At 64.3% G+C, this 23,709-nt stretch carries 23 protein-coding genes; 13 read left to right on the top strand and 10 right to left on the bottom strand.

Features of this window, described 5'->3' with window-relative positions; all coding sequences use genetic code 11:
- Window positions 1-123: 123 nt before the first annotated feature.
- Complete coding sequence (locus FNJ47_RS28810; RefSeq protein ID WP_163159275.1) at window positions 124-336, bottom strand: hypothetical protein; 213 nt, start codon at window positions 334-336, stop codon at window positions 124-126.
- 409 nt (window positions 337-745) lie between these two features.
- On the opposite strand from FNJ47_RS28810, the gene FNJ47_RS28815 reads away from it, so the two are divergent.
- The gene (locus FNJ47_RS28815) at window positions 746-1,894 is read left to right on the top strand and encodes an ABC transporter substrate-binding protein (protein WP_163159277.1); all 1,149 of its coding nucleotides are present in this window, start codon (window positions 746-748) and stop codon (window positions 1,892-1,894) included.
- A gap of 111 nt (window positions 1,895-2,005) precedes the next feature.
- Here the strand turns inward: FNJ47_RS28815 and FNJ47_RS28820 are convergent, their stop codons facing one another.
- The 4 genes from FNJ47_RS28820 to FNJ47_RS28835 form a co-directional block, all read right to left on the bottom strand.
- The gene (locus FNJ47_RS28820; protein WP_163159279.1) at window positions 2,006-2,251 is read right to left on the bottom strand and encodes a hypothetical protein; all 246 of its coding nucleotides are present in this window, start codon (window positions 2,249-2,251) and stop codon (window positions 2,006-2,008) included.
- Window positions 2,252-2,297: 46 nt separating this feature from the next.
- Window positions 2,298-3,422 carry a M48 family metallopeptidase gene (locus FNJ47_RS28825; RefSeq protein ID WP_163159281.1) on the bottom strand — a complete coding sequence of 375 codons (1,125 nt, stop codon included), beginning with the start codon at window positions 3,420-3,422 and terminating at the stop codon, window positions 2,298-2,300.
- 4 nt (window positions 3,423-3,426) lie between these two features.
- A complete protein-coding gene (locus FNJ47_RS28830) occupies window positions 3,427-4,578 on the bottom strand; it encodes a DUF898 family protein (protein ID WP_165445920.1) in 1,152 nt (383 codons plus the stop codon).
- Between the two features lie 478 nt (window positions 4,579-5,056).
- On the bottom strand, window positions 5,057-5,854 hold the full coding sequence (locus FNJ47_RS28835) for a helix-turn-helix transcriptional regulator (protein ID WP_163159285.1): 798 nt from the start codon (window positions 5,852-5,854) through the stop codon (window positions 5,057-5,059).
- 391 nt (window positions 5,855-6,245) lie between these two features.
- Here FNJ47_RS28835 and FNJ47_RS28840 point away from each other — a divergent pair, with 391 nt between their 5' ends.
- The 6 genes from FNJ47_RS28840 (at window position 6,246) to FNJ47_RS28865 (ending at window position 12,659) form a co-directional block, all read left to right on the top strand.
- Window positions 6,246-6,416 carry a hypothetical protein gene (locus FNJ47_RS28840; RefSeq protein ID WP_163159273.1) on the top strand — a complete coding sequence of 57 codons (171 nt, stop codon included), beginning with the start codon at window positions 6,246-6,248 and terminating at the stop codon, window positions 6,414-6,416.
- 106 nt (window positions 6,417-6,522) lie between these two features.
- Entirely contained in the window at window positions 6,523-7,383 is an 861-nt protein-coding gene (locus FNJ47_RS28845) for a Crp/Fnr family transcriptional regulator (protein ID WP_163159287.1), read from the top strand.
- A gap of 22 nt (window positions 7,384-7,405) precedes the next feature.
- Window positions 7,406-7,654, top strand: coding sequence for a hypothetical protein (locus FNJ47_RS28850; RefSeq protein ID WP_236000146.1), 249 nt, complete (start codon window positions 7,406-7,408; stop codon window positions 7,652-7,654).
- A gap of 241 nt (window positions 7,655-7,895) precedes the next feature.
- Complete coding sequence (locus tag FNJ47_RS28855) at window positions 7,896-9,167, top strand: cytochrome P450 (protein WP_163159291.1); 1,272 nt, start codon at window positions 7,896-7,898, stop codon at window positions 9,165-9,167.
- 286 nt (window positions 9,168-9,453) lie between these two features.
- The gene (locus tag FNJ47_RS28860; RefSeq protein ID WP_163159293.1) at window positions 9,454-10,728 is read left to right on the top strand and encodes a cytochrome P450; all 1,275 of its coding nucleotides are present in this window, start codon (window positions 9,454-9,456) and stop codon (window positions 10,726-10,728) included.
- A 221-nt stretch (window positions 10,729-10,949) separates the two neighbouring features.
- Entirely contained in the window at window positions 10,950-12,659 is a 1,710-nt protein-coding gene (locus FNJ47_RS28865; protein ID WP_163159295.1) for a class I SAM-dependent methyltransferase, read from the top strand.
- 93 nt (window positions 12,660-12,752) lie between these two features.
- Here the strand turns inward: FNJ47_RS28865 and FNJ47_RS28870 are convergent, their stop codons facing one another.
- On the bottom strand, window positions 12,753-14,513 hold the full coding sequence (locus FNJ47_RS28870) for a WG repeat-containing protein (protein ID WP_163159298.1): 1,761 nt from the start codon (window positions 14,511-14,513) through the stop codon (window positions 12,753-12,755).
- A 296-nt stretch (window positions 14,514-14,809) separates the two neighbouring features.
- On the opposite strand from FNJ47_RS28870, the gene FNJ47_RS28875 reads away from it, so the two are divergent.
- Together FNJ47_RS28875 and FNJ47_RS28880 are read left to right on the top strand one after the other, a co-directional pair.
- A complete protein-coding gene (locus tag FNJ47_RS28875) occupies window positions 14,810-15,370 on the top strand; it encodes a thiamine pyrophosphate-binding protein (RefSeq protein WP_163159300.1) in 561 nt (186 codons plus the stop codon).
- The gene (locus tag FNJ47_RS28880; RefSeq protein WP_163159302.1) at window positions 15,370-15,963 is read left to right on the top strand and encodes a thiamine pyrophosphate-dependent enzyme; all 594 of its coding nucleotides are present in this window, start codon (window positions 15,370-15,372) and stop codon (window positions 15,961-15,963) included. The genes FNJ47_RS28875 and FNJ47_RS28880 overlap by 1 nt, the downstream gene beginning before the upstream one ends.
- A 155-nt stretch (window positions 15,964-16,118) precedes the next feature.
- Here FNJ47_RS28880 and FNJ47_RS28885 read toward each other — a convergent pair whose 3' ends face one another.
- On the bottom strand, window positions 16,119-17,042 hold the full coding sequence (locus FNJ47_RS28885; RefSeq protein WP_050423797.1) for a LysR family transcriptional regulator: 924 nt from the start codon (window positions 17,040-17,042) through the stop codon (window positions 16,119-16,121).
- A 179-nt stretch (window positions 17,043-17,221) separates the two neighbouring features.
- Between FNJ47_RS28885 and FNJ47_RS28890 the strand changes: the two genes are divergently transcribed.
- The 4 genes from FNJ47_RS28890 to hisC all read left to right on the top strand — a co-directional run bounded on the left by FNJ47_RS28890 (window position 17,222) and on the right by hisC (window position 21,540).
- The gene (locus FNJ47_RS28890; RefSeq protein WP_163159304.1) at window positions 17,222-18,391 is read left to right on the top strand and encodes an acyl-CoA dehydrogenase family protein; all 1,170 of its coding nucleotides are present in this window, start codon (window positions 17,222-17,224) and stop codon (window positions 18,389-18,391) included.
- A gap of 11 nt (window positions 18,392-18,402) precedes the next feature.
- Window positions 18,403-19,503, top strand: coding sequence for a CaiB/BaiF CoA transferase family protein (locus tag FNJ47_RS28895; protein ID WP_163159306.1), 1,101 nt, complete (start codon window positions 18,403-18,405; stop codon window positions 19,501-19,503).
- Between the two features lie 29 nt (window positions 19,504-19,532).
- On the top strand, window positions 19,533-20,384 hold the full coding sequence (locus tag FNJ47_RS28900) for an HTD2 family dehydratase (RefSeq protein ID WP_163159308.1): 852 nt from the start codon (window positions 19,533-19,535) through the stop codon (window positions 20,382-20,384).
- Window positions 20,385-20,487: 103 nt separating this feature from the next.
- Window positions 20,488-21,540 carry a histidinol-phosphate transaminase gene (hisC, locus tag FNJ47_RS28905; RefSeq protein ID WP_163159310.1) on the top strand — a complete coding sequence of 351 codons (1,053 nt, stop codon included), beginning with the start codon at window positions 20,488-20,490 and terminating at the stop codon, window positions 21,538-21,540.
- A gap of 22 nt (window positions 21,541-21,562) precedes the next feature.
- Here hisC and FNJ47_RS28910 read toward each other — a convergent pair whose 3' ends face one another.
- The 3 genes from FNJ47_RS28910 to FNJ47_RS28920 form a co-directional block, all read right to left on the bottom strand.
- Window positions 21,563-21,856 carry a putative quinol monooxygenase gene (locus FNJ47_RS28910; protein WP_163159312.1) on the bottom strand — a complete coding sequence of 98 codons (294 nt, stop codon included), beginning with the start codon at window positions 21,854-21,856 and terminating at the stop codon, window positions 21,563-21,565.
- Between the two features lie 27 nt (window positions 21,857-21,883).
- Window positions 21,884-23,257: an epoxide hydrolase family protein gene (locus FNJ47_RS28915; RefSeq protein WP_163159314.1), complete on the bottom strand. Its 1,374-nt coding sequence runs from the start codon at window positions 23,255-23,257 to the stop codon at window positions 21,884-21,886.
- Window positions 23,254-23,709: cysteine hydrolase family protein (locus FNJ47_RS28920; RefSeq protein ID WP_236000147.1), on the bottom strand; the 456-nt coding region annotated here is incomplete at its 5' end. The genes FNJ47_RS28915 and FNJ47_RS28920, both read right to left, overlap by 4 nt.

The raw sequence follows: 23,709 nt of genomic DNA on the forward strand, positions 1-23,709 counted from the left end.
CATGCCCGCAGTACGTCACGCCATCGTCGATCTCATCCTTCGGCCGCCGTCTCAGCAATGCCCATATTGCCGAAAGCAAATCCGCGAAAAACAGCGGCGAAAACACAATCTGCCAAAGTAGTGCTAGGCTGCAAACACCAGCGGTCCCGTCATCTCCGCCATCGCCGGCACCAGCGACGGCGCCTCGCAATCCTGCAATGCGAGCTCGTCGACGAGCTCGCGCAGCCTTGGCGGCAAGTCGGCGTAATCGCCGCGCAGGGCATGACGCAGCCGCTCGCCGATCTCTTCGCAGATGGCGCGCGCGTGCTCGGACGCGATCGGATGAAGCTCACTCATGGACGTGGACCGCTTGCGACGATGGCGCGCCGTCCAACTGCACGCCTGCAACCACGGATCCCGCATACGCAGATGCGATCAAGACGAGGATCCGAACAATGCTGAACATAGTTCGTACTCCCTTTTCCTGGCCATCAATAACAGCAGGAGATTGCCACCCGATTAGGGAAACTGGTTCCCGCGACCTTTAAGGGATTGGTAAACGTGAGGTTCAGGACCCGCCCGCAGCCGAGACGCCGCGCGACGGGTCGGCTTGCCGAAGGCGCGCGCCCTTCCGAGGCGCCGCCCGGATGTCCCCAATCAGGGGGACAGACGCTTCAGACGGGATCACTATGATGCGAAGCCGGATGCCGGTCGGCTACCATCGGCCACGCCGTCATAGAAAAAGAACCTGCTGGGAGGAATCGCAATGAAGCTGGCCATGGCCGGACTCTGGGTACTCGCGAGCGCGCTGCTGGTCGCGCCGGACGCGCGTGCCGACATCAAGGTCGGCGTCGTGGTGTCCGCATCCGGACCGGGCTCGGCGCTCGGCCAGCCGCAGATGCGCACCATCGCCGCGCTGCCGAAGGAGATCGGCGGCGAGAAGGTCACCTATATCGCGCTCGACGACGAATCCGATCCGACCAAGGGCACGCAGAATGCCCGCCGCCTGGTGATCCAGGACGGCGTCGACATCCTGATCGGCTCCTCGCTCACCCCGGTGACCATGCCGATGCTCGACGTCGCCGCGGAAGCCAAGACGCCGATCATCTCGCTTGCCGCGGCGACCGCGATCGTGCGCCCGATGGACGACCGCCGCCGCTGGGCGTTCAAGGTGGTGCCCAATGACGACCTGATGGCGGCGGCGATCCTGAAATACATCGCCAAGTCCGGCATCAAGACGCTGGGATATATCGGCGTCTCCGACGGCTATGGCGAAGGCTACTACAACGAGGTGTCGCGGCTGGCCCCTCAGCTCGGCCTTACCGTCACGACCCATGAGGTCTATGCGCGCGCCGACACCAGCGCGACGGGCCAGGCGCTGAAGGTGATCGCGACCAATCCGGAGGCGGTGTTCATCGCCTCCGCTGGCACGCCCGCCGTGCTGCCGCAGGAAGCGCTGCGCAGCCGCGGCTATGCCGGCAAGATCTTCCAGACCCACGGGGTTGCGTCGGAGGAATTCATCAAGCTCGGCGGCGCCAATGTCGAGGGCGCGATCTTCACCGGTGAGGCCTTCACGATCGCCGACGATCTGCCGGCGAACGATCCGTTCCGCCAGGTGCGCGACGAATTCGTGGCGTCCTATGAAAAGGCCAACGGGCAGAAGCCGAACATCTTTGGCGCGCATCTGTGGGACGCGGTGACGCTGTTCAGGCGCGCGGCGGCGATCGCGTTGAAGACCGCAAAACCCGGCACGCCGGAATTCCGCGCCGCGCTGCGCGACGAACTGGAGCGCGGCAAGGACGTCTATCTGAACAACGGCCTCTCGACCATGAGCCCGACCGACCACAACGGCTATGACGAACGGTCGGCGTTCCTGATCAAGGTCGACGGCGGCAAGTTCCGGCTCGTGAAGTAGGTCGCCCAGCAAGAATGTAGCCCGCATGAGCGACGCGACATGCGGGTCAGTCGCCCCCGGATATCGCTTCGCTCATCCGGGCTACATACGGAATGCAGCCAAACCATCACTCTAGTCGCCACCCCAGCGCCAGCGCGGCGGCTCGCCCTTCCACCAGCAGACGGCAGTGAGCAGGACGCTCAGCACGAGCATGCAGCCGACAAAACGAGCCGGTGAGTGCGGCAGGTTCATCGCGCCGCCGACCGCGATCAAAGCCACGAAGCCTACGAGAACCGACCAGCCCTGCCAGTTGTTGGGTGGTCCCCAGCCCCAGCCGTAGCACTTGGCGGGAAACCAGTATCTGTCGTCACGCGGCATGGGATGGCTCCGGCTCTCGAGATCCCGATTTCGTAAATCCCTTGCGTTACACCTTGCCCTTGCCCGATCCGCAGATGCCCTTCAGCGCCTGCCATTCGGCTGATGACAGCAGCGGCTGGCCGTTGGGCTTATTGCCGGCGTCGGCCTTGTCCATGCGCGCGAGGCGGTCCTCGGTCAGCGGATGGCTGGAGATCAGCGAGAATCCCTTGCCGCCTTCCTTGCCGGTGACGCGGAACATCAGTTCGCCCATCGGCTTCGCCGGACGGCCGAGCTTGTGCATGGTCTCGATCGCGAACGTATCGGCTTTGGTCTCGGCGTCACGCGAATAGGATGACGTCACCAGCGAGCGCGATGCGAAGATCAGCGCGCCGGAGCCGGTGACGTCGCCGAACAACAGCCCGATCAGGAACGAGGTGCCGCCATTGTGGATCAGCTCGCGCATGCTGTCGCGATGCCGGAGATGGCCGAGCTCATGCGCCAGCACGCCGGCGATCTCGTCGGGGTTCTCGGCCTTCTCCAGCAGCCCGTCGAACAGAAACACCTTGCCGCCCGGCAGCGCGAAGGCGTTCGGCACCGGTGTCGCCAGCACGCCGGACTGCACCGAATTGTCGAAACCTGCGGACTCCCGCAACTTGCCGACCAGCTTCGCGAATGCCGCCTGGCCGGCCGCGTTGCTGCACGGCTCGCCGTCGAACAGCACCTTGACCTGCGCCTCCGCGACATCGCCGATGCGGCGCTCGAAAGAGTCCGGCACCAGCGGCGTCAACCGCTCGGCGGCCAGCGGCACGCCGAACAGCACCACCAGCACGATCGACACGGCAGCCGCGACCGACCAGCCGACGATCGCGGCGACGCCCTTGCGGTTCGGCAGGTCGGCCTCGAGCGTGTCGCAGCGCGCGATGAGCTCGGCGATCAGCGCTGCGTCGCGGATTTCGAGCCGCGCCAAAGATGGCGCGGTCAGGCAGCTCAGCCGCAACAGACCGGACGGACTGTCGGCACGGCGGATGTCGTGAAACGCCCAGCGCGCGAGCTGTTCGCCGCCCTCCCTGATCTCCAGCGCATCGGACAGCTTGAGCGCGACGATGCGCCGCCGGTTCGACCGGCCGTCGAAGAAGACACCGCCGGGATTGGGCGGCGCCGCGGAGCTGGTCTCGTTGGAGTCCGATTCCATAGGGCTAAAATCCGCCGACATCGAGGCCATCGGCAAAGCCCTCGCCGAGCGCATTGGCGAGATCGCCGCGCGCGGTGACGTTGGCGGCGGCAGCGATGTTGTGCACGATGGTCGAGGACAGCACCCGGACCCAGAGATCGCGCATCAGATAGACGCGCATCACCACGTTCATCGCCAGCGCAAAGGCGAGATAGCCGATACCGAGCAGGACGATCAGGGGAATGCTCTTGGCGAACGCCTCGGTCTTGAAGAACGTATCGATCGAAGAGCCGCTCATGCTGGCGACCAGCAAGGTGCTGAGCACAACGTAGACCGCGAACACCACGACAAGCAGCAGGATCCAGCCGATGACCTTCCAGTAAAGGCCGATCAGCGCGCCGCGGCTGAGCGTCGATTCAAGCCGCACCTCGCCGAAGCGGATGCCCGACAGCCACCAGCGCCACTCGACCGCCTTGAACGCGGCATAGGCGAACGGGGCGAAGACGTAGGACGACAGCGCGAACGGCATCAACAGCCACAGCCACCAGCCGCGCTTGAAGAACTCCCAGCCGCGGCCCTCGAACGAGCCCTGCAGGTCGCCATAATAGGAATGCCGCATCTTGTAGCGTTCGAGCGCCGCCTCGCGCCACGGCAGCGCCAGGCCGAACGTGATCACCACCAGCAGGCCCCACAGCGAGGCCTTGAGCGCATAGATCCAGCCCGAGCCGCTCATCCAGAAGCGGACGCCGCGCCACACCGTGCGGGTCAGGCGGTAGCGCCGCGCGCGATAGATCGCGAACTGGCCGAACACATAGAAGAACGCGACCAGCGGCAGCGAGGCGAACGCCTTGAGATGCTCCGCCTCGATACCGATCAGGAAATAGCCGAGATAGATCGGCAGCAGGATCGCCAGCGCGACCAGGAAGCCGATCAGCAGCTCCTTGCCGCGGCCGGTATATTCCGGCGCGTCGCCGTCGATCACGGTGTTCGACCAGAGGTGACGGCGGATGTCGGTGGTGAGCCAGAACCGGTAGAAGCCGACCGTGACGAGCTCGAGCCCGGCGCCGCGCGCGACCAGGCGGAAGAACTCCTTCCGGCTCCCTGAAAATGCCACCGGCATCGGCGGCGGAACCGGTTGCGGGGGCGGCTGCGGCGGCCCCAGCGGGGTCCAGCTCATGTCGTTCACGGGATAGCTCCAGGACGGGACAATCTCTGCGCATCAAAAGCACAGGTTTGTCGCTCTGAGTGTGATCCAGGTTTCACACGAGGTCGAGATCGCCCGGCGATTTTTGGCTGGGTGAGGTTGGCTATGCCTTAACGGCTGGCCGGAAACAGACCGGTCCTCGATGCGGGTATCGACCACCGCCGGAGCGAAGTGGCCGCCGCCCTGTGCGGACGCTTTGAGAACGACTCGCTTTCGTTTTTTGAACAATTCGATCCCAGATCCTCCTGTAAGAACTTGCGAATTTCGCCTCGATTTCTTCGCCGATTCTGCAGCTCAAAAATGCGAGGGAGATCGATTCAGCGTCTTTGTCTCCCTCCTCCGGGAAACCCGGCGCGGTTCACTTTCTGAGATGGTCCTCCGGGATGGCCAGGATTGCTGTTCTCGCCGAAACACGCCGCACCTGGCCGCATGAGACTGCGACTGCAGTTCGCTATCGCAGCTTGCCGAGCCACAGCGCAGCGAGCGCCGAGCGATTGCGCACGCCGAACTTGGCGTAGATCGACTTGACGTGGAAGTGCGTGGTGTTCGGACTTTGGTCGAGCCTCTGGGCGATCTGCTTTTCCATGTGCCCGTCGAGCAGTGCGAGCAACACCCTGCGTTCAGCAGGTGTCAGGGGCGCGTTGGCGATGAGCAGACCGTGGCTGAGCAGTTGTTGCCGGTAAAACCATCTCAACCCACGCATCACGAAGTCCAGGCCCTTGCTGTCCGGCGTCGAGAAGCGGGGCGCCTGCGCATCGCGAAACACGAATAGGTGAATCCTCACGTCGTCATTGAGTGCACAGCGCACGGAAATGCTGTCGGCGAGACCGACTTCCAGGTAGTGCCGCCGATAGTGTTCGCCCTCGAACCATTCCGGCGGCAGCGCTTCGAAGAGCAGGCGGGTGCGGAACGGCTCATCCCCCGATACGGCGAGGATCTGAGACAGGTCGACGTCGGTGGACCAGAGCGTATCGAACTGCTCCTGCACGGATGCGGCCACCGCCGGTATCGGGTCCAGCAGCCGGACGAGGCGAGGACGCCAGCCGAGCAAGGGATCGGTCCGCGTTGGCGAAGGCAATCGCACGACCACGGCCCACAGCGCATTGCGTGCCGACAACATGGCACACAGGGTGGCCAGCAGGTGCGTCAGTGCGGCGTCGCCGTCGCCGACGGAGAACTCGGCCAGCCGATCCCAGAGTGCATAGACGTTTTGATTCTGCGGATTGGTGGAATCCGTGGATAGATGCATGTCCCCCTTCCCCCGAAAAGAGTGTGCAGGTCATCGAACTTCAGGCGAAGCATAAGGGACACCAGACCACCTTTCTAGGTAGTTCCCAGGCGCATCAAACGGCGCGATACAGTGCGGGTATTGCGAAGACTGGTCATCTCACCGACACGATATTCGGAGATTAACGATGCGCACAGCAACGGGCGCGCGGCGGCTTGACACGCCCGACGACGACCGGACGGAGCGGCGATGGCGTCTCGGCTTTTTCATCGCCCTATCATGCGCAGTCTTGATTGCACTCGCGGCCTTCGTGCAGGAGCCACCCGGCGAAGGGGCAATCCGACCTACTGGCCCGCTGCCAGCGATCAACATTCCCTGATCGAGCGCTGTTGGCACCCTCCTGGAGATCATCATGCGCGCCGTTGCAGCTGCTGCGATTGCAAAGGCTTTTGTCCGGGTATTCCCGGCATCGTCAGTGCAAGCAAACGTCCTTAAGCAGACCGCGTCGTTCTGCGGAGCCGCCCTCTTGGTGTGGCTGCTATCGGTGACTTATGGGCTGGATCTCAGTGCCGGATTCTTCTAGCCGATCAGCATGTGATCTTGGGTTTGCTTCGGTATCCAGGCCCCTTGAGCCGCATGTGCAGGGGTCGTCGCGCTCTTCAGGGGCAAGTTCATAGAAGGACGCGGAAATGCTCTGCCCAGACGGTCTGCTCTGCGGCTCGAAGTCCTGGGTTGAAGGTGCCGGCTATCTCGCATCGCTTCTCGTCTTCGCCACGTTTTGCATGAAGACGATGCTCCCGCTCAGGATCGCGGCCATCTTGAGCAATGTCGCGTTCATCGCATACGCGTTCTGCGACGGCTTGTATCCAATCCTCATCCTTCACTCGGTTCTGTTGCCTCTCAACGTCGTCCGAACAGTCCAGATGCTCCGCCTCAGGCGAATTGTGGAGCAGGCATCCAAGGGCGAATTCACGACCGAACCGCTACGTCCGTTCATGAAAGCGGCGACGTGGAAGGCCGGGGAGATCATTTTCAGGCAAGGCGATCACGCCGATCGCATCTATCTGCTTGCAAAGGGAAGCGTACGCCTCAGTGAAATCGATCTCGTTCTGGGGGCGGGAGAGCTGTTCGGGGAAATTGGCGTTTTCTCGACGGCACATCAGCGTACCCAGACGGCTCAGGCAATTTCCGATGTCGAGCTGCTCTGGCTCACCGAGGGCGAGCTGGCCCAGGTGTGCCATGCGGATCCTGCCCTCGCTTTCCACTTCCTGAAGCTGTCGATCAACCGCCTGCTGACCAACACGGGACGCCAGCCGGGTCGTTCTTTCGCGGTCCCTATACCCCCGGCCGGCGAGAACGAGCTTCGAACCTCAACGAGGGAAATCCATACTTACCGATCAGGTGATGGAACGACCGGCAAGGACGCCGCCGCAAGCGAGGACAGGTACGATGAACAAATGGATCCTGTCGGCATGCTTCCTGGCGCTGACGGCGGCTCCCGCAGCTGCCGGCGACGTGCGGCTGGATTCCTATCGCAATCCAGCGAATGAGAGTTTCCGCATCTTCAATCATATGTACCTGGACGGCGTGAAAGGCGGCCTGATGGCCTACAATGCGTGGCTGCGGCGCCACGGCCAACCGTCGTTCTGCATGCCCGGCAACCTCGCATCGTCCACCGAGCAAACCGAGGAGATCATGCTGAAGTCGGCCGACAAGCGGTCCGCAAAGGGCGACGCCTTGGTCGCGCTCCTGCTGCTCTGGGGCATCCAGGACACCTACCCCTGCGAAAAGCCCGGCACCGAAAAAACCGACAGCCAATAAAGGCCCAGCACCGTTTCGCACGCCTCCGCCCGGCCAAATCAAACACCGTTTCAAACGCGCGTGGTCGCCGCCGCTCCGCCTCCACAACGGGAAAAGCCCGGATTCGGCCGTTTTGGCCGGCTACCAATGCGGCCAAATGCGCGCTGAGAGCCCTTGCGCAAACCGCGGAATGGGAATGTAATTCGGTAAAACATGCCGCGCCGGCGATGCCCCGGCAGCACAAACGGTTGAGGAGCCGCTCATGCACGGGACCATCGATCTCGCCGAGGCTACGAATCTGGACGCCGCCCGCGAACGCGCCAACACGCTTCCGCTCGCGGACTACGATCCCGGCGATCCCGAGCTGTTCAAGAACGATACCTTCTGGCCGTATTTCGACCGGCTGCGCCGCGAGGATCCGGTGCACTACTGCAAGGACTCGATGTTCGGTCCGTACTGGTCAATCACCCGCTACAACGACATCATGGACATCGAGACCAACCATTCGGTGTTCTCCTCGGCCGCCTCGCTCGGCGGCATCACCATCCGCGACGTGCCGCCGGATCTGCGCCGCGAAAGCTTCATCGCGATGGACCAGCCGCGCCATTCGGCGCAGCGCAAGACCGTGGCGCCGATGTTCACGCCGACGCATCTTGACGAACTCGCAACCAATATCCGCAAGCGCTCGACCGAATGCCTCGACAACCTGCCGCGCGGCGAGGTGTTCGACTGGGTCGACAAGGTCTCGATCGAGCTGACGACCCAGATGCTCGCGGTGCTGTTCGACTTCCCCTGGGAGGACCGCCGCAAGCTGACGCGCTGGTCCGATGTCGCGACCACCCTGCCCGGCGCCGGCGGCCTCGTCGCCACCGAAGACGAGCGGCAGGCCGAACTGATGGAATGCGCGAGCTATTTCGCCAGGCTCTGGAAGGAGCGCAGCAACGAGCCGCCGAAGAGCGACCTGCTCTCGATGATGGCGCACAGCGACGCCACGCGGAACATGGACCCGAAGAATTTCCTCGGCAATCTGATCCTGTTGATCGTCGGCGGCAACGACACCACGCGCAACACGCTGTCCGGCAGCATCTATGCGCTCGCCAAGCATCCGGAGCAGTACCGCAAGCTGCGCGAGAATCCGGCGCTGATCGACAGTTTCGTGCCTGAGGTGATCCGCTGGCAGACGCCGCTCGCCCATATGCGGCGCACTGCGCTCGCCGATATCGAATTCCGCGGACGCCAGATCAAGAAGGGCGACAAGGTCGTGATGTGGTACGTCTCGGGCAACCGCGACGAGGAAGCGATCGAGAAGCCCTACGAGTTCCTGATCGACCGCGCCCGGCCGCGCACCCACATCTCGTTCGGCTTCGGCATCCACCGCTGCGTCGGCCTGCGGCTCGCCGAACTGCAGCTCAAGATCATCTGGGAAGAGATCCTCAAGCGCTTCGACACCATCGATGTGGTAGAGGAGCCGCAGCGGGTGTATTCCAGCTTCATCAAGGGCTACGAGACGCTGCCAGTGCGCATTGCGGCGTGAAGGCCGCATCCGCTGTCGTGCCGAAACATTTGCATCGCTTGGCCCGAGTCAGGGAGGCACGATCGGATGGGTTCCCTCCCCCCACGCAACCGGGGTATACCCAGGTTGCGCATCATGAATCTGCACAAGTCGGGCAAGCCCGACTTGTGTGCGGGGGAGGGTTAGGGAGAGGGGTAAGCCGCGCGAACGGTGCTCGTGGCTCACCCCTCTCTCCAACTCTCCCCCGCAAGGGGGAGAGAGCCCAACCACCTCCCGTGCGGCCTTCGAAATTGTGTAGAGAGAGATCATGAACGTCCAGACTGCCATCCGTGCCGACCGGGCCGAACTGCTGCGCCAGGCGCGCGAGGAAGCCTATGCGACGCCGCTGAAGGACTTCCATCCCGGCGCGCCGCGGCTGTTCCAGAACGACACGCTGTGGCCGTGGTTCGAGCGCCTGCGCAAGGAAGAGCCGGTGCACTACTGCACCAATGCCCCGATCGAACCGTATTGGTCGGTGGTGAAGTACAACGACATCATGCATGTCGACACCAGCCACGGCATCTTCTCGTCGGACTCCACGCTCGGCGGCATCTCGATCCGCGATGTGCCGCCCGGCTACGACTATCCGAGCTTCATCGCGATGGACCAGCCGAAGCACGCCCATCAGCGCAAGACCGTGTCGCCGATGTTCACGCCGACGCATCTGGATGAGCTCGCCAAGCTGATCCGCCAGCGTTCGGCCAGCGTGCTCGACAATCTGCCGCGCAACGAGACCTTCAATTTCGTCGAGCGCGTCTCGATCGAGTTGACTACCCAGATGCTGGCGACGCTGTTCGACTTCCCCTGGGAAGAGCGGCGCAAGCTGACGCGCTGGTCCGACGTCTCCACCGCGCTGCCGAAGAGCGGCATCGTCGAATCGCCGGAACAGCGCCGGCAGGAGATGGACGAGTGCTACGCCACTTTCTCGAAGCTCTGGAATGAGCGCGTCAACTCGGCCCCGCGCAACGACCTGCTGTCGATGATGGCGCATAACGACGCCACGCGGCACATGGACCCCGACAATCTGATGGGCAACATCATCCTGCTCATCGTCGGAGGCAACGACACCACCCGCAACACCATGAGCGGCTCGGTGCTGGCGCTGCACGAGCATCCCGATCAGTTCCGGAAGCTGAAGGAGAACCCCGAACTGATCGACACCATGGTGCCGGAGGTGATCCGCTGGCAGACGCCGCTCGCGCATATGCGGCGCACCGCCCTTCAGGATACCGAGATCGGCGGCAAGACGATCAGGAAGGGCGACCGCGTCGTGATGTGGTACGTCTCCGGCAACCGCGACGACGAGGTGATCGAGCGTCCCGACGAGTTCATCATCGATCGCGCCCGGCCGCGCATCCACCTGTCGTTCGGCTTTGGCATCCATCGCTGTGTCGGCATGCGGCTCGCCGAGCTGCAGCTCAAGATCGTCTGGCAGGAGATGCTGAAGCGCTTCGACCGCATCGAGGTGGTCGGCGAACCGAAGCGGGTCTATTCCAGCTTCGTGCGCGGCATCGAGAACCTGCCGGTACGGATCCCGGGCTGAGCCTAGATTGTCCTTGGCCACACATGCGATCGGCCCTATGTCTGGGCCGAGCGGTCGATGCGCCGCGTCGCGCAGTTTGGGCCAGTTGACGGAACATGAACCGAAAAGAACGGCGTGCGGCCGGTAAGCGACGGGACGAATCCGCCAGGAACGCACCTGCCTTCGGGTCCGCGGGCGTCAGCATTGCTGCCCTCGCTGCGGAGGCAAGCCGCTTCTACGGGATGCGACGCTTCAACGAAGCGCAGGAGATTTGCCGGCAAATTCTCGCGCGTGAGCCTGCGCATGTGCAGAGCCTGAACCTTCTCGGCCTGATGGCGCAGGCATCCGGCGATCACCGGGCCGCGGCGAAGATGTTCGCGAAAGCCATCGCTTCGGACGAGGTGAACGCCGCCTGCCACTACAATGCCGGCAACGCCAACCTGGCGCTGGGCAATCGCGCCAAGGCGTCGGCGCATTTCAGCAAGGCGCTTGCGCTCGGCATGGATGCGAAGGCCGTCAGCTTCATCCTCCAGAGCCCCACCGTCACCGCCTATGTCGGGCGCATCGCCGGCCAATGGCCGCTGCCGGTACCGAGCGCTGAATTGTTCGGCAGCGAAGGCATTGCGCCGCTTGCGGGCGATTTGTTCCTGCGCTCGGCGATGGAAGCGACGACGCTGGCGAGCATGCAGCTCGAGGTGCTGCTTGGATATGCGCGGACCGAGCTGCTGCGGCTCGCGAGCAACAAAAGCGACGTCGACGACGACATCGTTGCCTTTGCCTGCGCGCTCGCCCGGCAGTGCTTCATCAACGAATATGTCAATGGACAGGCTGCGGTGGAAAGCGAAGCAGCGGGCGCACTGCGCGATCGCTTGCTGCAGGACCTGGCGTCAGGGGCCACGATCACGCCGCTCACGCTGGCCGTCGTTGCCGCCTATTTTCCGCTTCATGCCTTGCCCGCCGCGGACGTGCTGCTGCGCCGCGATTGGCCCGCGAGCATTGCCGGCCTGTTGCGAGTGCAGCTTCGCGAGCCGCGCGAGGAGATGGAAGAACGCAGCGCTATTCCAACGCTCACTCCGATCAGGAACGACGTATCCGTCGAGGTGATGCGCCAGTACGAGGAAAATCCCTATCCGCGCTGGACCGTGAACCCGCTGACGGCGTTCACCGCCGATCGGGCGCGAGGACGAACCGTTGCGACCGCGGAACAGCGAGCCGAACGGGATATCCTGATCGCGGGTTGCGGTACCGGTTCGCACGCGATCCAGATCGCACAAGTCTATCCGAACGCCCGCCTGCTCGCGGTCGACATCAGCATGACCAGCCTCGCCTATGCGCGCCGCAAGACGCGGGAGCTCGGCTTGCGCAACATCGAATATGCACAGGCGGATATCCTCGAACTGGGTGCGATCGATCGCACCTTCGACAGCATCGAGTCGGTCGGCGTGCTGCACCATCTGGCCGAGCCCATGGCCGGTTGGCGCGTGCTGGTCTCGCTGCTGCGGCCGGGCGGCACGATGCGCATCGGCCTGTACAGCGATCCGGCGCGCCGCGTCATCGTCGAGGCCCGCGCCCGTATCTCCGCGCGCGGCTATCGCGCCACTGCCGACGATATCAGACGATGCCGGCAGGATATCTTCCGCGAGGCGGATCAGTGGAAACCGCTGATCGGCGCCAAGGATTTCTACAGCATGAGCGGCTGCCGCGATCTGCTGTTCAACGTCATGGAGCACCGCCTCACCATTCCCGAGATCGCGGCATTCCTGAGCGAGCATGGCCTGACGTTCCAGGGCTTCGAGCCGTTTGACGATCCCGCGGTGCTCGACCAGTTCCGCAAGCAGTTTCCGGGCACGGCCGACGAGACCAATCTGGATCAGTGGCATCGCTTCGAGGTCGCTCATCCCGAGACGTTCTGGGACATGTACGTCTTCACGGCGGGCAAGAAAGCGCAGTGACACTGAAGCTCATTGCAGGAGCCAACAGGGCGGCGCGGATGATGGTCGAGCATGCTCGCCGAAGCATGTTGCCGGCACGATATGCGGCTGGCGCTAGTTGGCCATTCCCCGGATCCCGGGAAAACCGCGAACGATGCGAAGGCCATCATCGTAGCAAGCGACATTTGGCGGGGGGTAGTAGTGCTCGACGATCACGAGCGGTTGGCCACAGCGGCACCGCGCATTCGGCTCGATGCGGCCGGCTTTGTCGATCTGGCACCATTCGCGGCGGTCGGGAAATGCCGCCCAGGCAACGCCGTTCCTGAAGCTGTCCACCGCATCAAATTGCGGAGCGATGACGAATTCGCCGGTCGAGTCGATAAAGCCCCATTTGTCGGTGTTACCGTCGAGCTTTGCCGCAAGCCCTTCGGACCAGGGCAAGCGCGGCGCAAGGCGATGTGTCAGCGGCTCAGGATTTCGCGCTAGCTCGGCGACCTGGGCCCTGTCGAGCGTCCGGTAGCCTTCCTCGAATTCAATGCCGTATTCGCCGGTGCCGCTGATGAACGTGCCCCGCGCGAGCTTCAGCGGTCCCAGCAGAAACGCGCCGTCCTCTCCGATGACGGCCCAGAGTCCGGCATCGACAACTGCCGCAATCCCGCCGTGAAATGGATCTGCCCGATCGAAGTAACGGTTCGCCACGAGGTTACCTTCCGTCGAGATGAAACCCCATTTGCCATCGTGTCGGACGATCGAGGGACTGTTGCATGCGAGATGAACATACTCGAACTCGATATCGGGGAGAGGTCGGTTGTCCGCCGTCATGATCGTCCAGCGTCCCTGCGCGAAGCCGAGGTGGCGGCCATCCGGGCACCTCGGATGGTCGGAGCCTAGCAACTGCGTGCCGGCCTGATCGGTATAAAGTGCCTTGCCGCCGACGACGGCGCTGACCTTGGCGCTGAAAGCCGAAGGCCGCGCAGCCGGCTCCGAAGCAGCCGCTTCCGAAAGAATGCCTCCGTCACGATTGATCCGCCCCTCGCTGCCCGCCAGTCGGTAGGGCGCCCAGCCGTCACGAAAATAGCCTAGCCAATCAAATTTCAACGCAACGACGATGTTTCCCTTGCCGTCGATGGCGCCCCAGCGGTTGCCACGCTTCACGATGGCCCGATCTTCCCGTGGCTGGATCTGCTGCACATGGTCGAACAGCTCGTTGTTGACCGCCACACCCCGCGAATCCATCAACGTCCATCGGGCATCCATGTGCGCCGAGCCCGCGGCCCAGAACAGTCCACTCAGTTCGTCCGACAGCGCACTGACCTGTGCGAATGTGGGCCGCACAATCCAATTTCCGCCTGCGGCGACGACGCCCCACCGCTTGCCGGGCCCAACATCTTTCCAATTGAGTGGTCTGCGCCGAACGACGTAAGGTGGCTCCGCGACCAGGAAAGCATCCGGCGAGATACGAATGATCGCGCCGTGCTCTGCCGGCACGATCGAGTGGCCGTTCTCGTCAATGACGCCCAATCGGTCTCCGACGAGAACCAACGCTAGGCCACGATCAACGCTGCTCATCGCATCGTAGACCGGAGCAATCGCCAAACGACCGGTCGTATCGATGGCACCATATTTTCCGGCGCGGCGAACCAGCGCCCGACCCGCACCGAAGCGATCGGCCCAATCGAATTCCGGCGCGATGACGGTGTTGCCACTACGATCGATATAGCCGCATCGGCCGCCCGCAAACCTGCATGTGGGAATGAGCACATCATCCTTCTTGCGTGCCAGGTTTTCCAGCGCATCGGCCTGCGCCTCCGAGCCGATCGTGCCGGGCAGACGCGCGGGGGATTGGCCAAATATGGCTTGCGTTGTCGCGATCACGATGGCCGTGCCAGCAAACAAACGGACGCATATGTTCAAGGTCGAACTCCCTTCTCCCGCACGCGGCGCGACAGGCACAACTTCAGGTAATCTAGCCGAACCCAGGAGGTCGGAGTCAGCTGTTCTGGCGGTTTGCTAAATCGTCGGTTTACCTCGTAGCTGGAACGAAGCCTTATCCCAGCTCCCCTATAAAATTCCGGCATAACTGGGCGAGCCAGATGTGATGAGAATAAGGCCCCGACCTGCCCTAAGCCTTCGGTGTGAGGGCGCGCCACTGCGCGCCCCTAGCCGAGGCCATGATGGACCAGATTGCCGTTCACCAGGACAGCGCGACCAGCAGCGACTGGCCGGTTGCGATCTACCGCACGCTGAAGAGCTTCGGCGTGGCACAGGTGTCCTACGTCCCGGATGCGGGACACTCCAAGCTGATCAAGCTGTCGCACGCGGATGCCGACATCAAGACCACCGTGCTGACGACCGAGGAGGAAGGCGTGGCGATGGCCGCCGGCGCCTGGCTCGGCGGCGACCGCGCGGTGCTGCTGATGCAATCGAGCGGCGTCGGCAACTGCGTCAACATGCTGTCGCTGATGGCGAGCTGCCGCTTCCCGCTGCTTACGCTAGTGACGATGCGCGGCGAATGGGCCGAGTTCAATCCCTGGCAGATCCCGATGGGCCGCGCGACGCCGCAGGCCTTCGAGATCATGGGCGCCACCGTGCTGCGGCTGGAGAATCCCGACGACGCCGAGGAAGTGATCTCGGCTGCGGCCTCGCTCGCCTATGACGGCGACCAGCAGGTCGCAGTCCTGATCTCGCAGCGGATGATCGGCCGCAAGAAGTGGACCAGGGAGACGCACTGATGTCCATCACACCTGGCACCCTCGATCGCCGCGCCGCCGTGAAGGCGCTGCTCGCCGACCGCGGCGACCTGCTCGTGATCTCCGGGCTCGGCTCCTCGTCCTACGATGTGTTCGATGCCGGCGACCACGCGAGCAATTTCTATCTCTGGGGCGCGATGGGCGGCGCGGCGATGGTCGGGCTCGGCCTCGCGCTGGCGCAGCCGAAGCGGCCGGTGCTGGTCGTCACCGGCGACGGCGAGCAGCTGATGGGGATCGGCAGCCTCCTGACCATCGCGACCAAGCAGCCCGGCAATCTCTCGGTCGCCGTGCTCGACAACGGGCATTTCGGCGAGACCGGGATGCAGCCCAGCCACTCCGGCCTCGGCGCCAGGCTCGAGGTGATCGCTGATGGCGCGGGCATCCGCAGTGTCTCCGACATCGCCGACATGGCCGGCATCGAGCGCTTCCGCAACAGCTTGCGCGATCTCAGCGGCGGCCCGCGGCTGGCGCGGATCAGGATCGCGGCCGGCGAAGTCGAGCGCGCGCTGCCGCCGCGCGACGGCACGTATCTCAAGAACCGCTTCCGCGGCCATCTCGGCTTCAAGGTGAGCTGAGATCTAATGCACACACCGTCGTCATTGCGAGGAGCTCGCGACAAAATTGCAAAGCAATTTTGCGCTGAAGCGACGAAGCAATCCATGTCTCCGCGCATGCCGCGCGATGGATTGCTTCGCTTCGCTCGCAATGACGGAAATGAGTGCTACCGCGCTCAGGCGAGCTGGATATCCCAGAGCCCCTCGGCGCGGCATGCCGCGACCTCGTCGCGCAGCAATCGTGCGATCAGCGTGATCGCATTGGAGCCGGGATGCTCGACCGGCGAGGCCAAAGTCAGCTCGCGCCGCGGTGCCGGCCGCGCGATCGGCGCGGTCTCGAGCCGGCCCTCCGCGACCTCGCCGCGCACCGAGGACGGCGGCAGCATGGTGTATCCGAGCCCCTCCTCGACCAGGCTCGTCAGCACCCGGAACGAATCCGCCTCGAGCTTGACGTCGAGCGTGACCTTCTTCTTCGCCGCTGCATGCTCGATCATGGCGCGGAGCCCGTGCGAATGACTTGGCAGCACCAGGCGCTGGCGCAGCAGCCAGCCGATGTCGACCTGCTTCTTCTGCTTCAGCCCGCTGCCACGCGGGCCGACCGCGACGATCGAGTCGCGGCCGAGGCTCTGCACCGCCAGGTGCAGATCGACCGACGGACCATAGATCACCGCGAGATCCATCTCGCCGCGATGCAGCCACTCGATCAGATGGCCGCTGTAGCTTTCGACGATGCAGAGCGAGATGCCGGGATAGCGCTCCACCGTGCGCCGCGCCAGCCGCGCCGAGATCACGCAGCTCACCGTCGGCACCAGCCCGAGCACGACGCGGCCGGACGGCGCGCCGCCGGCGGACTGGATGTCGTCGCGGATCTGGTCGATCTGCCGCACGATACCGCCGGTGCGTGCCAGCAGCAGCCGGCCGGCATCGGTCAGCACCATGCCGCGGCCATTGCGCGTGAACAATTCAGTGCGCAGCTCGTGCTCCAGCAGCTTGATCTGCCGGCTCAGCGCCGGCTGCGCGACCCGCAAGGTATCGGATGCCTTGCTCAGACTCCCGAGTTCCGCGACGCACGCAAAGGTCCTAAGCTGGCGGAAATCCATACTTGCCAATCCTGGAAGGCAGGTTCATACGCTATAACAAAACAGCATAGGGAGTTTACCGGGGCCCCACAACAGCGGGCGCATTGCCCGCAACTTTGTTTGACGCGGTTTCTTCACGCGAACCGGTGACCACTTCGCTCGAAAACGCTCTGGTGCAACCTCTCGGCAAGACAGAAACAATGACCGCACACGAACAGCACACCGACGACCACACCGACATCCGCGACGCCGTTGCAAAACTCTGCGCGCAGTTTCCCGGCGAATACTGGCGCAAGCTCGATCGCCAGATGGCCTATCCGAAGGAATTCGTCGATGCGCTGACGGAGGCCGGCTATCTCTCGGTGCTGATCCCCGAGGAATATGGCGGCGCGGGCCTGAAGCTGTCGGCGGCGGCGGCGATCCTGGAAGAGATCCAGCGCGCCGGCTGCAATGGCGGTGGCTGCCACGCCCAGATGTACACGATGGGCACCGTGCTCCGGCACGGCAACGACGCGCAGAAGGCGAAATATCTGCCGAAGGTCGCGACCGGCGAATTGCGGTTGCAGGCGTTCGGCGTCACCGAGCCGACCAGCGGCACCGACACCTCGTCGCTGAAGACCTTCGCGCGCCGCGACGGCGACCATTACATCGTCAACGGCCAGAAGATCTGGACCAGCCGCGCCGAATATTCCGACCTGATGGTGCTGCTGGCGCGCACCACGCCGAAGGAGCAGTCGAAGAAGCGCACCGACGGGCTCTCGGTGTTCATCGTCGACATGCGCGAGGTGAAGGGCAAGGGGCTGGAGATCCGCCCGATCCGCACCATGATGAATCACGCCACCACCGAAGTGTTCTTCACCGACATGAAGGTGCCGGCGGAGAATCTGATCGGCGAGGAAGGCAAGGGTTTTCGCTACATTCTCTCCGGCATGAATGCCGAGCGCATCCTGATCGCGGCCGAGTGCGTCGGCGATGCCAAGTGGTTCATCGCCAAGGCCACCAACTACGCCAAGGAGCGCAGCGTGTTCGGCCGGCCGATCGGCCAGAATCAAGGCGTCCAGTTCCCGATTGCGAAGGCCTACGCCTCGATGCGCGCGGCGGAACTGATGGTGAAGGAAGCCACCCGCAAATATGAAGCAGGCCTCGACTGCGGCGCCGAGGCCAACATGGCCAAGATGCTGGCGGCGGATGCCTCCTGGGAAGCGGCCAATGCCTGCGTGCAGACCCATGGCGGCTTCGGCTTCGCCGAGGAATACGACGTCGAGCGCAAGTTCCGCGAAACCCGGCTCTACCAGGTGGCGCCGATCTCGACCAATCTGATCCTGTCCTTCGTCGCCGAGCATGTGCTCGGCATGCCCCGTTCCTACTGAGTTCTCTGATCATGCTGCTGCTTGAGGGATTGACCGTCATCGCCGTCGAACAGGCGGTTGCCGCGCCGTTCTGCTCGTCACGCCTCGCCGATGCCGGCGCCCACGTCATCAAGATCGAGCGGCCCGAGGGCGATTTCGCCCGCGGCTATGACGCCGCGGCGAAGGGCCAGAGCAGCTATTTCGTCTGGCTCAACCGCGGCAAGGATTCCGCGGTGGTCGATCTCGCCACCAGGGAAGGCCGCGCGCAGCTCGAGGAGCTGATTGCGGGCGCCGACGTGCTGTTGCAGAACCTCAAGCCCGGCTCGATGGACAAGCTCGGCTTCTCGCGCGAGCGGCTGCGCAAGGAGTATCCGAAGCTGATCATGTGCACGATCACCGGTTATGGCGACACCGGCCCCTATGCCGACCGCAAGGCCTATGATCTGCTGATCCAGGCCGAGAGCGGCCTTGCCTCCATCACCGGCGGGCCCGAGGGCGCCTCGCGCGTCGGCATGTCGATCGTCGACGTCGCAACCGGCGCCACTGCGCATGCCGCGATCCTCGAGGCGCTGATCGGCCGCGGCCGCACCGGCCAGGGTGCCGACATCCGGATTTCGATGTTCGACGTGATGGCCGACTGGCTCACCGTGCCGCTGCTCAACGCCGAGGACGGCAAGTCGCCCAAACGTATCGGCCTCGCCCATCCCTCGATCGCGCCCTACGGCGTGTTCCGCTCCAAGGATGGCAAGGAGATCCTGATCTCGATCCAGAGCGAGCGCGAGTGGAAGACGCTCTGCGCCAAGGTGCTCGACCAACCGGGCCTCCCCGACGATCCGCGCTTTGCCAACATGGTGGAGCGCGTACGCAACCGCGCGCTGACCGACGGAATCGTCAGCGACAGCTTCGGCAGGCTGACGCGCGAGGAATTGCTGGCGAAGCTTGCGGATGCCGACATCGCATTTGCCGAAGTCAACAGCATGGACGATCTCGCCAAGCATCCGCATCTGCGCCGCATCGAGGTCGACACGCCGAACGGCCGTGTCAGCTATCCGGCGCCGGCCGCGATCGTGGTCGGCGAGGACAGGCACTACGGCAAGGTGCCCGCGATCGGCGAGCGCACCAAACGTTCCTGAAATTCCCTCCTGCCCCGGGCAAGACAGTCATGACCGATAAACTCGACCTCGATCATCTCCGCCAGTGGATTGGCAAGACCACCGAAGCCTCCGACGTCGTCACCAAGTATCTGGTGATGGGGCTGCGCGCGACGCTGTTCCAAGAGATCGGCGAGCCGAAGGCGGACGACGCCGCGCCGTGGACCACGCATTGGTGCCTGGCGCAGCCGGTGTTTCCGATGTCGCAGCTCGGACCGGACGGCCACCCGACCCGCGGCGGCTTCCTGCCGCCGGTGCCGTTGCCGCGCCGGATGTGGGCCGGCGGCGAGCTCGAATTCTTCGATAGCTTGCGGATCGGCGACGAGGCCAAGCGAACCTCGCGCATTGCCGACGTCACGGTGAAGTCGGGTTCGACCGGCACGCTGTGCTTCGTCTCGGTCAATCACGAGGTGACGACGTCGCGCGGGCTGGCGGTCCGCGAGCGGCAGGACATCGTCTATCGCGAGATGACGAGCACGCCAGCCGCCGCGCCCGCCAAGGCGCCGCCTCCGCCGGTCGCGCAGCATCGCGAGAGCCACGTCTCTGATCCGGTGCTGCTGTTCCGTTACTCGGCGCTGACCTTCAACGGCCACCGCATCCATTACGATCGCGACTACGTCACCAAGGTCGAGGGCTACCCGGGCCTGATCTTCCACGGCCCGCTACAGGCTTCCTTCATCGTCGAGCTCGCCGCCAAGCTGCGCGGCGGCAAGCCGCCGAAGAAGCTGTCCTACCGCGGCGTGCAGCCGCTATTCGAAGGCAGCGAGTTCTCGATCAATGCCAACGACAAGGACGGCGGCCTGGAGCTGTGGACGGCGAATGCCGAGGGGCAGCCGACCATGAAGGGTACCGCGACCTGGTAGGTCGCGAGCGCGACCCACATCAGACTGCTAAGGATTAAAGGGGCGCTTTCATCAGCGCCTTGTATTCCGTATTGTGGTCGCATTCATCCCTGGATCGCAGATCATGAGTCGCTTCTGGAGTTCGGTCGTCCACAATCTGTCGCCATACGTGCCCGGCGAGCAGCCGAAGATCGACGGCCTCATCAAGCTCAATACCAACGAGAATCCCTACCCGCCGTCGCCGCGCGCGGTGGCGGCGATCACAGCGACGACGGATCGCCTGCGGCTCTATCCGGATCCGCGCGCATCCGCCCTGCGCGAGGCGATCGCGGCGCGCCATGGCGTCACGGCGGACGAGGTTTTCGTCGGCAACGGCTCGGACGAGGTGCTGGCTCACGCCTTTCCGGCGCTGCTGAAGCACGACGCGCCGCTGCTATTCCCGGACATCACCTACAGCTTTTACCCGGTCTACTGCCGCCTCTACGGCATCAGCTACGAATTGGTGCCGCTCGATGCCGCGATGCGGATCGACCTCGCCGACTACCGGCGGCCGGGCAGCGCCATCCTGCTGTGCAATCCCAACGCGCCGACCGGCATCGCGCTGCCGCGCGCCGCGATCGAGGCGCTGGTCACCGAGCAACCGGACCGGCTGGTGGTGGTCGATGAAGCCTATGTCGACTTCGGCGCCGAAAGCGCGGTGCCGCTGGTGGCGCGCCACGACAATCTGCTGGTCATCCAGACGCTCTCGAAGTCGCGCGCGCTGGCAGGACTGCGCGTCGGCTTCGCCATCGGCCAGCGCCCGCTGATCGAGGCGCTGGAGCGGGTGAAGGACAGCTTCAACTCCTATCCGCTGGATTGCTTTGCGATCGCAGGTGCAGTCGCCTCGATCGAAGACGACGCATGGTTTGAGGAGACGCGGCAACGCATCATCAAGAGCCGCCAAGCGCTCACCAGCGGTCTCACCGAACTCGGCTTCGAGGTGCTGCCGTCGCTCGCGAATTTTGTGTTCGCCCGCCATGGCGCCCATCGCGGCGCCGATCTCGCCGCGAAGCTGCGCGAGCGCGGCGTCCTGGTCCGGCATTTCCAGAAGCCGCGGATCGAGGATTTCCTGCGCATCACGGTCGGCACGGACGATGAGTGCGGCCGCCTGATCGGCCTGCTGCGTCAGATGGTCTGATCTTTCGCCCGGCGTCGGAGGCCTACGCGGCGGGCGTACACCGCGTCGCGCTGATCTTGACGCCGAGCCCTGCTGACTCCTCGCGGAACTGCGCGATCGACCGCGCATTGCGATGCGCCTCGAATGCGGCGTCGTCCTGATAGACCTCGTAGATCAGGAGCTTCGCGGCGTCCTCGCGCGGCACCAGGATCTCGAAATGCAGCGTGCCCGGCTCATCCCTGAGCGAGCGGGCGCCGTGCGCCGACAGCAGCGACTGCACCTGGTCGCGCTTCTCCGGCGCGACCTCGACAGTGGCGATGAGTGCAAGTTTCGGCATGACAAATACTCCTTTTGGGTTGGATTCTCAGATCAGTTTGCGGAGCGGCCGGAACGCGTCGCGAACCTTTTGGCTGAAGATGTCGGGCTGCTCCCACGCCGCGAAGTGACCGCCGGCTTCGGCCTGATGGAAGTAGATCAACTTGTGATAGGCCTTTTCCGCCCAGCTCCGCGGCGCCACAAAACTCTCGCCGGGGAACGCGGTGACGGCGGCGGGGATCGTGACATTGGACGGCAGATACAGGTTGGTCTTGTTTTCCCAGTATAGGCGTGCCGAGGAAATCGCGCTGTTGGTGAGCCAGTACAGCGTGATGTTGTCGAGCACGTCGTCGCGGGTCAGTGCACCCGCGGAATGGCCGTTGACGGCATGTCCAAGCACGGCCGATTGCATCGCCGAGGCCGGCTGCGCGTAGCCGTCGCCGTGATCGAGCAGCCAGGCGGCGAGGCCCGCCGGCGAATCTGCAAACGCCGCAAGCGACTGCGGGCGCGTACCCATGATCTGCGCGTAAGCGCGCCGCTTCGTGAACTGAAGCTTGATCTGGTCGAACGCGTGCTGCTCCTCTGCGGACAGATTGTCCGGCGCGGGGCCACCGGTCGCGACCGCCTTGAACACCTCGGGCGGGACCACGCCGGGCAGATTGACGTGGATGCCGAGCAGCTCCGGCGCGCCTAGCTTGGCCATTTCATTGGAGACCGGCGAACCCCAGTCGCCGCCCTGCGCCACGAACTTCGTGTAGCCGAGCCGCTTTATCAATTGGACCCAGGCACGCGCGATGCGCTGCGGATCCCAGCCCGTCGCGGTCGGCTTGCCGGAGAAACCGTAGCCCGGCATCGACGGGATCACGAGATGGAACGCGTCCGACGCGCTGCCGCCATGCGCAGTGGGATTGGTCAGGGGATCGATGATCTTCATCTGCTCGATGACGGAGCCCGGCCAGCCGTGCGTGACGATCATCGGCAGTGCGTTGTCGTGCTTCGAGCGAACGTGAATGAAGTGGATGTCCAGCCCGTCGATCTCGGTGATGAACTGCGGCAAGGCGTTGAGCCGCGCCTCGACTTTCCGCCAGTCGTAGTCGGTCTGCCAGTGGCGGACGAGATCGCGCAGCATGGCCTGCGGGACGCCCTGGGAGTCGTCGTTGACGGTCTCCTTGTCGGACCATCGCGTCGCCGCCAGGCGGCGGCGAAGGTCGACCAGGTCTTCCTCGGGGATGTCAATGCGGAACAGGCGGATCGCATCATTGGCGGCTGCCGCGGCGGGATGCGAGGGGAACAGGCTGGCGGCAGCGGCGGCGGCAAGGCCGAACGCCGCGCCCGTGAGCAGCTTGCGTCTGTCGTGGTCGATCGCTTCCGGCGTCGGTTGGCTGATTGCGATTGCAGCTGCTGTCTTCGATGTCGTGGTCATTTGACTGTTTCCTTGGAATCGGAGGCCGCCGGCAAGGCCGCGATCGCCTCCGTGGTTGTCAGGATGGAATGGGCGTAGGTCGGGCCGTTCAGCTCGTGCGCGGCGTGCATCATGTCGTGCGAGAAGGCGGCGGTGGCATCGCGCACCAGCGTCACGTGGTAGCCGAGCTCCATCGCGAAGCGGGCGGTCGATTCGATGCAGGTGTTGGCCAGCAGCCCGACCACGATCACATGCGTGATGCCCTTCTGCTTCAGCAGGAAGTCGAGATTGGTGTTGGCGAAGCCGCTCTGCCCCCAGTGCTCCGCGGCGATCAGATCGCCGGGCTTGGGCGCGAAATCCGGATGCCACCGCCGCCTTCTCGCACGACATGATGCACGCCGCGCACGAGCTGAACGGCCCGACCTACGCCCATTCCATCCTGACAACCACGGAGGCGATCGCGGCCTTGCCGG

The organism is Bradyrhizobium uaiense, assembly GCF_010811875.1.
Classification (GTDB): Bacteria; Pseudomonadota; Alphaproteobacteria; order Rhizobiales; family Xanthobacteraceae; genus Bradyrhizobium; species Bradyrhizobium uaiense.